We start from the raw sequence: 13,999 nt of genomic DNA on the forward strand, positions 1-13,999 counted from the left end.
AGGCGGCCGGCCCTCGCCCGGTCGACCCGCGCGGGGAGGGGGCCCGGTGAGCGGGGACGCGGTCGGAGCCGTGCCGTCTCCCGGCGCGGCGGCGGGAGATCCGGAGGCGGGGCACGAGGCGGCGTCGGTGTCGACGGCGAGCGGACCGGCCGCGGTCGACGGTGAGGCCAGGCCCGCGAACCGGTTCACGGTCCACCTGACCAACTTCGAGGGACCCTTCGACCTGTTGCTGCAGTTGATCTCGCAGCACCGGATGGACGTCACCGAGGTGGCGTTGCACGAGGTGACCGACGAGTTCATCGCGCACATCCGCGCCCTCGGCGACGAGTGGGACCTCGACGAGACCACCGAGTTCCTGGTCATCGCCGCCACCTTGTTGGATCTCAAGGCGGCGCGTCTGCTGCCCTCGGCCGAGGTCGAGGACGAGGACGATCTCGCCCTGCTGGAGGCCCGTGACCTGCTGTTCGCCCGTCTGCTGCAGTACCGGGCGTACAAGCAGGTGGCGGCGCTGTTCGCCGAGCTGGAGGCCGGGGCGCTGCGCCGGTACCCGCGGTCGGTGGCGTTGGAGGACCGCTTCGCCGCGCTGCTGCCGGAGGTGATGCTCGGGGTGGACGCGAACCGGTTCGCCGAGGTGGCGGCCGCCGTGTTCCGGCCCAAGCCACCGCCGACGGTGTCGCTGGACCACCTGCACGTCGCGAAGGTCTCGGTGCGCGAGCACGCCGCGCTGCTGCGGTTGCGGCTCGCCGAACGGGGCAGCGCCAGCTTCTCGGAGCTGGTCGAGGACTGCGGGGCGACGATCGAGGTGGTGGCGCGTTTCCTGGCGTTGCTGGAGTTGTTCCGGGAGGCGGTCGTCCTCTTCGAACAGCCGGAGCCGCTGGGGGAGCTGGTGGTGCGGTGGGACGGCGGTGACGTCGAGGAGGCGCGGGCGGCGGCCGAGGCCGACCGGGCCAACGGCGAGGAGGAGGAGTACGGGTGATGCCTTCGGAGGAGACGGCCGGGCCGGGTTCCGTCGCGGCGGGGCCGGCCCCCGGTGCCGCCGGAGCGGCGGTCGAGGTGGCGCGGGAGGGCGGGGGCCAGGCGGAGAGCCCCGAGGACCGGCCCGACCTGGGGCGGGAGTCGGACCTGGAGGCCGCCCTGGAGGCGCTCCTGCTGGTGGTGGACGTTCCGGCCGGTGAGCAGCTGCTCGCCAGCACGCTCGACCAGCCCATCGGTCGGGTGCGCGCCGCGCTGTACCGGTTGGCCAAGCGGTACCGCGACCAGGGCAGCGGCATCGACCTGCGCAGGGTGGGGGAGGGCTGGCGGTTCTACACCCGCGACGTCTTCGCCCCCTACGTGGAGCGCTACCTGCTGGACGGGCAGCGGTCCCGGTTGACCCGGGCCGCGCTGGAGACGCTGGCCGTGATCGCGTACCGGCAGCCGGTGACGCGGTCGCGGGTGGCCGCGGTACGCGGGGTGAACGTGGACGGCGTCATCCGTACCCTGTTGGCTCGGGGGTTGGTCGAGGAGACCGGGACGGACCCGGAGACCGGCGGTCTGCTCTACCGGACCACCGAGCTGTTCCTGGAGCGTCTCGGGCTGTCCTCGCTGTCCCAGCTCCCGCCGATCGCTCCGTTGCTACCCGAGGTGGACTCCATCGATGAGCTCTGACCAGGCACCACGCCGTCCCGACGAGGTCGGGGACGACCGAGGCCGGAGGGGACTGGACCCTGCCGGCCTGCCCGAGGGCATCCGGCTCCAGAAGGTGCTGTCCAAGGCCGGCGTCGCCTCCCGGCGCGCGGCCGAGGACCTGATCGCCCAGGGCAGGGTGACCGTTGACGGGGTGGTCGTCACCGAGATGGGCCGGCGGGTGGACCCTGACACGGTGTCGATCCACGTCGACGGCCTGCGGGTCAACGTCCGGGACGACCTCGTGCACCTCGCGCTGAACAAGCCGCGTGGCATGCACTCCACGATGTCCGACGACCGTGGTCGGTCGTGCGTGGGCGACCTGGTGGTCGACCGGCCGGAGCGGTTGTTCCACGTCGGTCGGCTCGACGCCGACACCGAGGGCCTGCTGCTGTTGACCAACGACGGGGAACTGGCGCACCGCCTGATGCACCCCTCCTTCGAGGTCCTCAAGACCTACCGGGCGGAGGTGCGGGGACCGGTGGCGCGGGATGTCGGGCGCCGACTGCGCGCCGGGGTCGAACTGGAGGACGGGATCGCGAAGGCGGACTCGTTCCGGGTCGTCGACGCCTACGCGGACCGGGTGATGGTGGAGGTCGTGCTCCACGAGGGCCGCAAGCACATCGTGCGCCGGCTCCTCGACGAGGTGGGCCACCCGGTGCGGCGCCTGGTGCGCACGGCGATCGGGGAACTCCGCCTCGGCGACCAGCGGCCCGGCACCCTCCGGCGGGTGTCCCGCCGGGAGGTCGGGGAGCTGTACAAGGCCGTGGAACTCTGACCGGCTCCGCCGTCGGCCCGCTGGCCGGCTGATCGGGGAAGCCGGCGCGGGTCCCCGGTGGCGGGGCCGGGCGGGGGCGGTGCCGTCGGTCGGTCCGGTTCCGGGCCACCGGGGAGGGGCTGAGGCCGGTCACCGGTGGCGGCCAGCTCACGTCGGGTGGGGCGGCTCCGCCGTCGGTGCGCGGGTCGCGCCCGGAACGCCCAGCCGCGCCCGGTGCGCCGGCAGTCGCGGCCTCAGACGTGGGACCGCTGCCAGCGGCCGGCCGCGTCCGCCGCCCGGCGGAACTCCGAGCGGGGGTCCTGGAGGCTGCCGATGGCCACCGCCTCCCGCCGGAACAGGGCGGCCAGCAGCCAGTCGAAGGCGATCCGCACCTTCCGGTTGACGCTGGGCATCTTGGCCAGGTGGTAGGCGCGGTGCACCAACCAGGCCGGCAGTCCCTTCAGCCGTACCCCGTAGATCTCGGCGACGCCCTGGTAGAGGCCGAGCCCCGCGACGGAGCCGATGTAGGCGTGCCGGTACTCCGCTGGCCGGTGCCCCCGGATGGTGGCGACGATGTTGTCCCCCAGCCGCCGGGCCTGCCGGGCGGCGTGCTGGGCGGAGGGACCGCAGGTGGCGTCGGGGTCCTCGTCGATCCTGGTGAGGTCGGGCACGGCCGCGCAGTCCCCGGCGGCGAACACGCCGGGCACGCCCGCGACCTGGAGGGTGGCGGTGCACCGGACCCGGCCCCGCTGGTCGAGGGGCAGGGTCGTGTCCCCCAACATCGGGTCGGGACGGACGCCGGCGGTCCAGATGACGGTGTCGGTGTCGAACTCGGTGCCGTCCCCCAGCACCACGTGGCCGTCCTCCATGCTGCTGACCGTGGTCTCCAGGTGCACCTCGATGCCGCGTTCCCGCAGCAGGTCGACGGTGTACTCGCCCATCGGGCGGCTGACTTCCGGCATGATGCGGTCGGTCGCCTCGACGAGGACCCACCGCAGCTCGGCGGGGTCGATCGCCGGGTAGTCGCGCGTGGCGAGCCGGGACATGTCCTCCATCTCGGCGAGCGCCTCGATGCCCGCGTACCCGCCCCCCACGGTGAGGAAGGTGAGGAGCCGCCGGCGGCGGGCGGTGTCGGTGGCGCTCGCGGCGGCGTCGAGCCGGGACAGCACGTGGTTGCGCAGGTAGATGGCCTCGCTGACGGTCTTGAACCCGATGCCCTGTTCGGCGAGTCCGGGAATGGGGAGGATGCGGCTGATGGAGCCGGGCGCGACCGCGAGGACGTCGTAGCCGATCTCCTCGGTGGCCCCGTCGCCGTCGGTGACCGTCACCGTGCGGCGGTGGTGGTCGATGGCGCCGACGCGGCCGGTGAGGACCTCGCACCGTCGCAGCATCGAACGCAGGGGAGCGATGACGTGCCTCGGTTCGACCGAGGCGGCGGCGACCTCGGGGAGGAAGGGTTGGTAGGTCATGTGGGGCTGCTGGTCGATCACGACCACCGACGCCTCGGAGTGCCGCAGCCGTGCCTCCAGTCGGAGGGCGGTGTTCAGGCCGACGTAGCCGCCGCCGACGATCACGATCCTCGGGCGGGAGTCGCCGTTCTTCGCGCCGTGTGCCATGTAGGGAGACGTACCCAGGAGGTGGCCGTCCACACACTCGTCCACGGGAGGTGGTGCGGCCCGCACCGGGAGGGTGTCCCGGGCGGCCTGGACGAGCGTCCGACCGGGCCACGGGGGCGGTCGGCGTGCTCCCGGTCGGGTCTGCCCGCCGGGAGGGTCGGCGGGTCGGGGGCTGCCGGTGGGCGGCGTCCGTGCCGAGCTCCGCCGGCGGGCCGGCACGCGTCCCGGGGCGAGGGCTCCCGGTGGCCTGTCACCCGGGGGTGGCGTGGGACCCGGGGCGGCGGACGGGCGCCACGATCCGGTTGCCCTCCGAGCTGAGCACGGCCACCGAGGCCTGGTAGTGCTCGGACACCCGTGCTTCGGTGAGCACCGCGTCCGGGGGCCCGGACGCGGTGACGGCGCCGTCGACGAGGAAGACCAGCCGGTCGGCGTACTGCGCGGCCAGGGTCAGGTCGTGCAGCGTGGTGACCACCGTGACCCCGTCCTCCCGGCGGAGCCGGTCCACCAGTTCCAGCAGCGCCTGCGCGTGGCCGACGTCCAGACCGGTGGTGGGTTCGTCGAGCAGCAGCACCCGGGGCCGCTGGGCGAGCACGCGGGCCAGCACGGCGCGTTGGCGTTCGCCGCCGGAAAGGGTGGCCAGTGGCCGGGTGGCCAGCCCGGCGAGGTCCAGCCTGGCCAGGACCTCGGCGACCACGCGGAGGTCGGAGCGCCCCTCGCGTCCCAGGGGCGCCAGGTAGGGCGAGCGGCCCAGCAGCACGTAGTCGGTGACGGTGAGACCGGTCGGGAGTTCCGGGGTCTGCGGCGCGTACCCGAGGACGCGGGCCCGCTGCCGGGGGCGCAGACCCTCGATCGGCGCGCCGTCCACGGTCACCGTCCCCTGGTGGGGGAGCAGCCCGGCCAGGGTCCTGATCAGCGTGGACTTGCCGGCACCGTTGGGGCCGATGACCCCGAGCCACCCGCCGGTGGGCACCTCGGCGTCGACGGCCCGCAGCACGGGTCGTCCCCGGTACCCGGCGGTGACGGCGCTGGCCCGCAGCGCGTTCACGCCCGCCCCCTCGTGCGGAGGACGAGGACGAAGAAGGGGGCGCCGGCGAAGGCGGTGACGACGCCGATCGGGAGTTCGGCCGGGGACATCGCCGTGCGGGCGATCATGTCGGCGGCTGCGAGGAAGATCGCGCCTCCCACCAGGGACAGGGGTACCACCACCCGGTAGCTGCCGGCGACGAGGAGCCGCACCAGGTGGGGGACGACGATGCCGACGAAGCCGATCAGCCCGGCGGCGGAGACGGCGGCGGCGGTGGCCAGCGACGCGGCGAGGAGCACGGCCAGGCGCACCCGCCCGGGGCGCACGCCGAGGGCGGTCGCCTCCTCGTCGCCCACCCCGAGGACGTCGAGGAGCCGGGCGCACAGGCACAGCACCGAGGAGGCGGCAACCACGTAGGGCAGGACCAGCAGCACCTCCCGCCAGCCGGTGGTCGTCAGGCCCCCGAGCACCCACGAGTAGATCTGCCGGAGTGAGTCGGTGTTCAGTTGTTGGACGAAGGTCTGGCCGGCGGTGAGGAAGGCCGAGACGGCCACGCCGGCCAGGATCAGGGTGCCGGTGCCGTGACCGGCGGTGCGTCCGAGCACCCAGCTGAGGACGACTCCGGACAGGGCGCCGCAGAAGGCCGCCACCTGGAGCGGGCCGATCACCCAGTCCAGGGTGCCGGGGGCGGCCGCCACGACGATGGTCGCCGCCAAACCGGCGCCGGCCGCGGCTCCCAGCAGGTACGGGTCGGCGAGCGGGTTGCGGAACACGCCCTGGAAGGCGGCGCCGGAGACCGCGAGGGCCGCTCCTACCAGGCAGGCGAGCACCACGCGGGGGACGCGCAGCTGCCAGAGGATGGCCGCCTCCCGCTCGGAGAGCGGCGAGGTCCCCCCGGTCACCTGCGCCACCAGTTCACCGAGGACCCGCTGCCATCCGAGGTCGGCGGCGCCGAGGAGGACGGAGAACACCGTCACGGCGAGCAGCAGCGCGAGGGCGAGGGCGAGGTGGCGGACCCGGAGCCGGGTCGCGCGGGGAGCGGGGGCGGGTCCGGCCGGGGATCCCCGGCCGGACCGCAGGGTGGGGGGCACGGGCGTCCGGTCAGCTCGTCCGCGCGGTGACGTCGTTGACGGCGGCGCCCACGGCCTCCGCGAACTCGACGACCCGGGGGCCCCAGCGGGAGGCGAGGTCGTCGTCGAGCTCGATGATCCCGTCCTCCTGGACGGCGGAGAGGGTGTCCCAGCCGGGCCGCTCGGCGACGGTCTGGGCCGACTGGCCGCAGCACTTGGTGTCGGCCAGGAAGATGAGGTCGGGGTCGGCCTCCAGGATGAACTCGGGGCTGAGCTGCGGGTAGTCGCCGCCGTCCGCCGCGTCGGCGATGTTCTCCAGGCCGAACAGGTCGTAGACCTGGCCGGCGAAGGTGCCGGAGGTGATGGAGTAGAAGGTCTGGTCGAGCTCGTGGTAGTAGGTCAGCGGTTCCTCGGGGGTCTCGGTCGAGGTGACGATCTGGTCGATCTCGGCCCGCATGTCCGCCACGAGCGCCTCGGCGGCCTCCTGGTTCCCGGTGGCCTCCCCGAGGGCGACGAGCTGCTGGTAGCTGTCCTCCAGGTCACCGGCGGTCCCGACGACGAGGACCGGCACGTCGATGGCGGCCATGGCGTCCAGCAGTTCCTGGGAGTCACCGGAGGAGATGACCAGGTCGGGCTGGTACTCGCTGACGGCCTCGATGTTCGGGCTGATGCCGTCGAGTTCGGTGGTCGGGGCCTCCGGCGGGTAGTCGGAGTAGGTGTCGGCCGCGACGACGGAGTCCCCGGCGCCGATCGCGAACAGCATCTCGGTGGCCGTGGGGGTCAGCGACACGATGCTGGTCGGGCGCTGGTCGATGGTGACCGGCTCGGTGTCTCCCAGGGTCACCTCGACCGGGAATCCCGCCTCGGTGGTGTCCTGGGTGGCGGGGGTCTGCTGGGTGGCGGTGGCGGCCGACGGGTCGGCGGCCTCCTCCCGGTTGGCGCAGCCTGCGAGGGCGGCGACCCCGATGAGGGACAGTGCGGGCAGTGCCGCCAGACGAGATCGGAGGTTCACACCTGATCCTTGGGTTCGGCCGACACGGGGAGGCGGCCGACCCGCCGGACCGGGAGGTGCGGACGACACTCCACCCCTGTGCCGGGAGTGGTGACGTCGCGTGGAGTGGCAGGCGGCCTGGCTCGACCTGTGGGGGCCATGACAGTTGCGGCATAGCGCCGGACTCCCACCGGACTTCGCTGCCACACACGCCGCCGGCCCCTGGTCGGCCGGCAGCGGCACCGTACCAGAACGGCTTGAACGGATCCGGTGAACAGCGGGCGCCCGAACGGAGCAGGCCGGCTACCACCGGCGGGTGGTCGTTGGTGAACGCGGAGTGAATCCGTTCACCTCGGGACCGGGCGGGGCGCCCGGATGGCGGGAGCCGCGCCCGGAATCGCCGGCCGAGCGGGCTGGCCAGGTATTGTCGAGGTGCGAGACCTCTCCGCGCCGCTGCGGGTATCAACCTCGTCTATCGCTGTTGCCGGTGAAATCGTTACCCGACACAGCGAACTTCACTCTTGCGGTCGGTAGGGATGATGAGGTTACTGTTAGGGCCACATGAATGAAACGCCCGTGTCATCTTCCGGGTGTAGTGAGCGGGCCATCGTCGTCCCGTCGAACCCAAGCCTGAAACTTGAGGATTCAAGTTCGTAGGACGATGAGGGAGGTCTGCCCGTGATCTTCTCCACCACCCCCGGCGCTACGGGGCTCTATCGTCCGGAGGACGAACGCGACAGCTGCGGTGTCGCGATGGTCGCCGACGTGGAAGGACGGTCGTCGCACGGCATCGTCGCCGATGCGCTCACCGCCCTGGCCAACCTGGAGCACCGGGGCGCCGCCGGCGCGGAGCCCTCCAGCGGCGATGGCGCCGGGATCCTGGTGCAGCTCCCCGACGCGTTCCTGCGCGCCGTGACCGGCCTCGACCTGCCCGCGCCCGACGACCGGGGGCGGCACACCTACGCCGCCGGGGTCGCCTTCCTCCCCAGCGACGAGGAGGAGCGGGAACGGGCCGTCGGCCTGGTGGAGCGGATCGCCGAGGAGGAGCGGCTGCGCGTGCTGGGATGGCGGGACGTGCCCGTCGACCCGGACGGCGCGGACGTCGGGCCCAGCGCCCGGTCCTGCATGCCGCACTTCGCGATGCTGGTGGTCGCGGGAACCGAGGCGGCCAACCCACCGGCCGGGATCGAGCTGGACCGGCGGACCTTCTGCCTGCGCCGGCGCGTGGAGCGGATCAGCCGCGAGGAGGGCTACGGGGCGTACTTCCCCTCCCTGTCCGCGCGCACCCTGGTCTACAAGGGCATGCTGACCACCGAACAGCTGCCGGCCTTCTTCCCCGATCTCCGGGATCCGCGGCTGACCAGTGCCATCGCGTTGGTGCACAGCCGGTTCTCCACCAACACCTTCCCGTCCTGGCCGCTGGCCCACCCCTTCCGCTACGTCGCCCACAACGGTGAGATCAACACCATCCGCGGCAACCGCAACCGGATGCGCGCGCGGGAGGCCCTGCTGGCCTCGGACATCATCGAGGGCGACTTCGAGCGGCTGTACCCGATCTGCACCGAGGACGGCTCCGACTCGGCCTCCTTCGACGAGGTGCTCGAGCTGCTGCACCTGGGGGGTCGCAGCCTGCCGCACGCCGTGATGATGATGGTGCCCGAGGCGTGGGAGAACCACGCCACCATGGACCCCCGGCGTCGTGCCTTCTACCAGTTCCACGCCAGCCTCATGGAGCCGTGGGACGGGCCGGCCTGCGTCACCTTCACCGACGGCACCCTCGTCGGCGCGGTCCTCGACCGCAACGGCCTCCGGCCCGCCCGCTGGTGGCGCACCACCGACAACCGCGTCGTGCTGGCCAGCGAGACCGGTGTCCTCGACCTGCCGCCCGACCAGGTGGTCGCCAAGGGCAGGCTGCGGCCGGGCCGCATGTTCCTCGTCGACACCGCCGAGGGGCGCATCGTCGACGACGCGGAGATCAAGGACCAACTGGCGGCCGAACGGCCATACGACGAGTGGCTGCACGCGGGGTTGTTGGCGTTGGCCGACCTGCCCGACCGTGACCACGTCGTGCAGAGCCACGACTCGGTGGTCCGCCGACAGCTCACCTTCGGTTACACCGAGGAGGAGCTGCGGGTGCTGCTCACCCCGATGGCGGTGTCCGGCGCGGAGCCCCTCGGCTCGATGGGCTCCGACACCCCGGTCGCCGGGCTCTCCCAGCGTTCCCGGATGCTCTACGACTACTTCGTGCAGCACTTCGCCCAGGTGACCAACCCGCCGTTGGACGCCATCCGCGAGGAGGTCGTCACCTCCGTCGCCCGGGTGATGGGTCCGGAGCACAACCTGCTCGACCCCTCGCCGCCCTCCTGCCGCCACGTGGTGCTGCCGCACCCGGTCATCGACAACGACGAGCTCGCCAAGCTCATCCACATCAACGACGACGGTGACCTCCCCGGCTTCTCCTGCACCGTCCTCTCCGGGCTGTACGAGGTCACCGGAGGTGGGCAGGCCCTCGCCGCCGCGGTCGAGCGGGTGCGGAAGGAAGCGTCCGAGGCGATCGCCGCCGGGGCCCGCGTCCTGGTGCTCTCCGACCGGGACTCCGACCACGACCACGCGCCGATTCCCGCGCTGCTGCTCGTCTCCGCCGTCCACCACCACCTGGTGCGCACCAAGGAGCGGCTCAAGGTCGCCCTCGTCGTGGAGACCGGTGACGCCCGCGAGGTCCACCACATCGCGCTGCTGCTCGGCTTCGGCGCCGCCGCGGTCAACCCCTACCTCGCCTTCGAGACGATCGAGGACATGGTGGCCACCGGGGAGATCACCGGCATCGAGCCGCACCGGGCGGTCACCAACTACGTCCGGGCGCTGGTCAAGGGCGTGCTGAAGGTGATGTCGAAGATGGGCATCTCGACCGTCGGCGCGTACACGGCCGCGCAGGTCTTCGAGGCGGTCGGCCTGGACCGGGAGGTCGTCTCCGAGTACTTCAGCGGCACTGAGTCCCGGCTCGGCGGGGTCGACCTGGACGTGCTGGCCGAGGAGGTCGCCGTCCGGCACCGCCGCGCCTACCCGGAGAACCCGACCGACCGGGCCCACCGGCGGCTCGAGGTGGGGGGCGAGTACGCGTACCGCCGGGAGGGCGAACTGCACCTCTTCTCCCCGGAGACGGTGTTCCTGCTCCAGCACGCCACCCGCACCCGGCAGGCCGAGGTGTACCGCAGGTACACCGAGGAGGTGGACCGGCTCAGCCGGGCCGGTGGGACGCTGCGCGGGCTGTTCCGGTTCCGCTCCGAGGAGCGCGCGCCGGTTCCGCTGGACGAGGTCGAGCCCGCTTCGGAGATCGTCAAGCGGTTCAACACCGGCGCGATGTCCTACGGGTCCATCTCCCAGGAGTCCCACGAGACCCTCGCGATCGCGATGAACCGGCTGGGCGGCCGGTCCAACAGCGGGGAGGGCGGCGAGGACGCCGAGCGGCTCTACGACCCGGAACGCCGGTCGGCGATCAAGCAGGTCGCCTCCGGCCGGTTCGGTGTCACCAGCGAGTACCTGGTCAACGCCAGCGACATCCAGATCAAGATGGCGCAGGGCGCGAAGCCGGGCGAGGGCGGGCAGCTCCCGGGGTACAAGGTGTACCCGTGGATCGCCCGCACCCGGCACTCCACGCCCGGGGTCGGCCTGATCTCCCCACCACCGCACCACGACATCTACTCGATCGAGGACCTCGCCCAGCTGATCCACGACCTGAAGAACGCCAACGAGCGGGCCAGGATCCACGTCAAGCTCGTCAGCGAGGTCGGTGTCGGCACCGTCGCCGCCGGGGTCGCCAAGGCCCACGCCGACGTGGTGCTGATCTCCGGCCACGACGGAGGAACGGGCGCGGCGGCCCTGACCTCCCTCAAGCACGCGGGCACGCCCTGGGAGATCGGTCTGGCGGAGGCGCAGCAGACGCTGCTGCTCAACGGGCTGCGCGACCGGATCACCGTGCAGGTGGACGGCGCGATGAAGACCGGGCGTGACGTGGTGGTCGCCGCGCTGCTGGGGGCGGAGGAGTACGGGTTCGCCACCGCCCCGCTGGTGGTCGCCGGCTGCGTGATGATGCGGGTGTGCCACCTGGACACCTGCCCGGTCGGCATCGCGACCCAGAACCCGGAGTTGCGCCGCCGGTACACCGGCAAGCCCGAGTTCGTGGAGAACTTCTTCCACTTCGTCGCCGAGGAGGTGCGTGAGCACTTGGCCGCCCTCGGGTTCCGCACCCTGGACGAGGCGATCGGCCACGCGGAGGTGCTCGACACCGACGAGGCCGTCGAGCACTGGAAGAGCCGGGGCCTGGACCTCTCGCCGGTGCTGAACGTTCCCGCCGGGGTGCGCGACGGGACCGCCCCCTACGGGGCCGCCCGGCGCCGGGTCCGGGCGCAGGACCACGGGCTGGAGCACGCGCTGGACCGCACGCTCATCCAGCTCGCCGAGGCGGCGCTGGAGGACGCCCACGCCGTGCACCTCGAACTGCCGGTCCGCAACGTCAACCGGACGGTGGGCACGCTGCTGGGCTCCGAGGTGACCCGCCGCTACGGCGGTGACGGCCTGCCGGAGGGCACCATCTCGGTGACCCTCACCGGCTCCGCCGGGCAGTCGCTGGGGGCGTTCCTCCCGCGCGGCGTCGCGCTGGAGATGGTCGGCGACGCCAACGACTACGTGGGCAAGGGGCTCTCGGGTGGGCGGATCGTCGTCCGCCCGCACCCCGACGCCCCGTTCGTCGCCGAGGACCAGGTGATCGCCGGCAACGTGATCGGGTACGGCGCCACCAGCGGCGAGATCTTCCTGCGCGGTCAGGTCGGGGAACGGTTCTGCGTCCGCAACTCCGGTGCGGTCGCGGTGGCCGAGGGCGTGGGTGACCACGCGTTCGAGTACATGACCGGTGGTCGCGCCGTCGTGCTCGGTCCCACCGGGCGCAACCTCGCCGCGGGCATGTCCGGGGGCATCGCCTACGTCCTCGATCTCGATCCGGTGCGGGTCAACCAGGACATGGTGCGGCTCCAACGCCCCGACGCCGAGGACCTGCGGTGGTTGCGCCGCATCGTGGAACGCCACCAGGAGCTGACGGGGTCCCGCCTGGCCTCCTCGCTGCTGGGCGACTGGCCACGGCGCTCCACGGGGTTCACCAAGGTGATGCCCGCCGACTACCAGCGGGTGATGGAGGCGGTGCGGATAGCGCGGTCGGAGGGCCGTGACGAGGACGAGGCGATCATGGAGGCATCCCGTGGCTGACCCGCACGGCTTCCTCAAGCACGCCCGGCAGGAGCCGGCGAAGCGTCCGGTGGACGAGCGCCTCGGCGACTGGGACGAGGTCTACGCAGCGCTCGACGGCGGGGAGCGCGACCAGCAGGTGCGGACGCAGGCCGCGCGCTGCATGGACTGCGGGATTCCCTTCTGCCACTCCAGCAGCGCCGGCTGCCCGCTGGGCAACCTGATCCCGGAGTGGAACGACCTCGTGCGGCGGGGACGCTGGGACGAGGCGGGCGAGCGCCTGCACGCCACGAACAACTTCCCGGAGTTCACCGGCCGGCTCTGCCCGGCTCCGTGCGAGGCCGGTTGCGTCGTCGCGCTCTCCCCGAGGGCCGGTGGCGCTGTCGCCATCAAGCGGGTCGAGCAGACCATCGCCGACATCGGTTGGGAACGGGGCAGTGTGGTGCCGGTGACGGCCACCGCTCCCACGGGCCGCTCGGTGGCGGTGGTCGGGTCCGGCCCGGCGGGGCTCGCGGCGGCCCAGCAGCTGACGCGGGCGGGGCACGAGGTCACCGTCTACGAACGGGACGACCGGCTCGGGGGGCTGCTCCGGTACGGAATCCCCGAGTTCAAGATGGAGAAGAAGGTCCTCGACCGGCGGCTCGTGCAGATGCGCGCCGAGGGAACCCGGTTCGTGACCGGCTGCGAGGTCGGCGTGGACCTCGAGGTGGACCAGCTGCGGTCCCGGCACGACGCGGTGGTGCTGGCGGTCGGTGCCCTGCGTGGCCGCGACGCCGAGGTCCCCGGGCGGGAGCTGACCGGGGTGCACCTGGCGATGGAGCACCTGGTGCAGGCCAACCGCGAGTGCGAGGGTGACGGCCCGGCCGCGATCACCGCCGCCGGGAAGCACGTCGTCATCATCGGCGGTGGCGACACCGGAGCCGACTGCCTCGGCACCGCGCACCGGCAGGGCGCGGCGAGCGTCCTCCAACTCGACCAGTACCCGGAGCCGCCGGGCGAGCGGGACGAGGAGCGGAGTCCGTGGCCGACCTGGCCGTTGATCCTGCGCACCTACCCGGCCCACGACGAGGGTGGCGAGCGGCGGTACGAGGTCGCCGTCGAGGAGTTCGTCGGGGACGAGGACGGGCACGTGCGGGCGGTCCGCCTGCGCCAGGTCCGGGTCGAACGCGACGCCAACGGCCGGCGACAGGTGGTGCCCGTCGGGGACGAGGTCGAGGAGTTCCCCTGCGACCTCGCGTTGTTCGCGATCGGTTTCGAGGGGGTCGAGCGGATGCCCCTGCTCGACGGCCTCGGCCTGGCCCTGTCCCCGCGCGGGGTCATCGGGTGCGGGGCGGACTGGCAGACCAGCCAGCCGGGCGTCTTCGTCTGCGGCGACGCGCACCGGGGTGCCTCGCTGGTGGTGTGGGCGATCGCCGAGGGGCGTTCGGTGGCCGCGGCCGTCGACGCCCACCTGACGGGCGGGTCGCAGCTGCCCGCCCCGGTCCACCCGACGGCCCTGCCGCTCGCGGTGGTCTGACCGGACCCTCCGGGCTGGGCAGGCCGTCGACGGACGGCCGTTCGACTTCTGGTCGGCGCACAACGGCGTGCCGCCGGCCGGGGCGACGGGGGACGGCTCCCACGGGAGCCGTCCCCCTTTTT

Annotated in this window: 9 protein-coding genes; 5 read left to right on the forward strand and 4 right to left on the reverse strand. The window is 72.9% G+C overall.

Annotated elements, in window-relative coordinates; genetic code table 11:
- Positions 1 to 127: 127 nt before the first annotated feature.
- Genes ACTIDRAF_RS0207910 through ACTIDRAF_RS0207920 form a run of 3 tightly spaced genes read left to right on the forward strand, consistent with a single transcriptional unit; the run spans position 128 to position 2,443 of the window.
- Positions 128 to 976, forward strand: a complete 849-nt coding sequence (locus tag ACTIDRAF_RS0207910; RefSeq protein WP_026065886.1) for a segregation and condensation protein A — start codon at positions 128 to 130, stop codon at positions 974 to 976.
- Positions 973 to 1,647 (forward strand): SMC-Scp complex subunit ScpB, encoded by a 675-nt coding sequence (gene scpB / locus ACTIDRAF_RS0207915; RefSeq protein ID WP_016698188.1) that lies wholly within the window; start codon positions 973 to 975, stop codon positions 1,645 to 1,647. Before ACTIDRAF_RS0207910 ends, scpB begins: the two co-directional genes overlap by 4 nt.
- Positions 1,637 to 2,443 (forward strand): pseudouridine synthase, encoded by an 807-nt coding sequence (locus tag ACTIDRAF_RS0207920; RefSeq protein ID WP_016698189.1) that lies wholly within the window; start codon positions 1,637 to 1,639, stop codon positions 2,441 to 2,443. Before scpB ends, ACTIDRAF_RS0207920 begins: the two co-directional genes overlap by 11 nt.
- Before the next feature lie 233 nt (positions 2,444 to 2,676).
- On the opposite strand, the gene ACTIDRAF_RS0207925 is transcribed toward ACTIDRAF_RS0207920, so the two are convergent.
- The 4 genes from ACTIDRAF_RS0207925 to ACTIDRAF_RS0207940 all read right to left on the reverse strand — a co-directional run bounded on the left by ACTIDRAF_RS0207925 (position 2,677) and on the right by ACTIDRAF_RS0207940 (position 7,144).
- The gene (locus ACTIDRAF_RS0207925; protein ID WP_026065888.1) at positions 2,677 to 4,038 is read right to left on the reverse strand and encodes an NAD(P)/FAD-dependent oxidoreductase; all 1,362 of its coding nucleotides are present in this window, start codon (positions 4,036 to 4,038) and stop codon (positions 2,677 to 2,679) included.
- Between the two features lie 250 nt (positions 4,039 to 4,288).
- Positions 4,289 to 5,083 (reverse strand): ABC transporter ATP-binding protein, encoded by a 795-nt coding sequence (locus tag ACTIDRAF_RS0207930; protein ID WP_016698191.1) that lies wholly within the window; start codon positions 5,081 to 5,083, stop codon positions 4,289 to 4,291.
- Positions 5,080 to 6,141 carry a FecCD family ABC transporter permease gene (locus tag ACTIDRAF_RS0207935; protein ID WP_052168749.1) on the reverse strand — a complete coding sequence of 354 codons (1,062 nt, stop codon included), beginning with the start codon at positions 6,139 to 6,141 and terminating at the stop codon, positions 5,080 to 5,082. The genes ACTIDRAF_RS0207930 and ACTIDRAF_RS0207935 overlap by 4 nt, the downstream gene beginning before the upstream one ends.
- A 22-nt stretch (positions 6,142 to 6,163) precedes the next feature.
- On the reverse strand, positions 6,164 to 7,144 hold the full coding sequence (locus ACTIDRAF_RS0207940) for an ABC transporter substrate-binding protein (protein WP_016698193.1): 981 nt from the start codon (positions 7,142 to 7,144) through the stop codon (positions 6,164 to 6,166).
- 657 nt (positions 7,145 to 7,801) lie between these two features.
- Here ACTIDRAF_RS0207940 and gltB point away from each other — a divergent pair.
- Positions 7,802 to 12,382: a glutamate synthase large subunit gene (gene gltB, locus ACTIDRAF_RS0207945; RefSeq protein WP_016698194.1), complete on the forward strand. Its 4,581-nt coding sequence runs from the start codon at positions 7,802 to 7,804 to the stop codon at positions 12,380 to 12,382.
- Positions 12,375 to 13,877: a glutamate synthase subunit beta gene (locus tag ACTIDRAF_RS0207950; RefSeq protein ID WP_016698195.1), complete on the forward strand. Its 1,503-nt coding sequence runs from the start codon at positions 12,375 to 12,377 to the stop codon at positions 13,875 to 13,877. The genes gltB and ACTIDRAF_RS0207950 overlap by 8 nt, the downstream gene beginning before the upstream one ends.
- The last annotated feature ends 122 nt before the right edge of the window (positions 13,878 to 13,999 follow it).

This window comes from Actinoalloteichus spitiensis RMV-1378 (genome assembly GCF_000239155.1).
GTDB classification, from domain to species: Bacteria; Actinomycetota; Actinomycetes; order Mycobacteriales; family Pseudonocardiaceae; genus Actinoalloteichus_B; species Actinoalloteichus_B spitiensis.

Excerpts from the sequence above, each read along its gene's own strand:
- ACTIDRAF_RS0207920 (WP_016698189.1), top strand. The coding sequence starts at position 1,637 with ATGAGCTCTGACCAGGCACCACGCCGTCCCGACGAGGTCGGGGACGAC.
- ACTIDRAF_RS0207925 (WP_026065888.1), bottom strand. The coding sequence starts at position 4,038 with ATGGCACACGGCGCGAAGAACGGCGACTCCCGCCCGAGGATCGTGATC.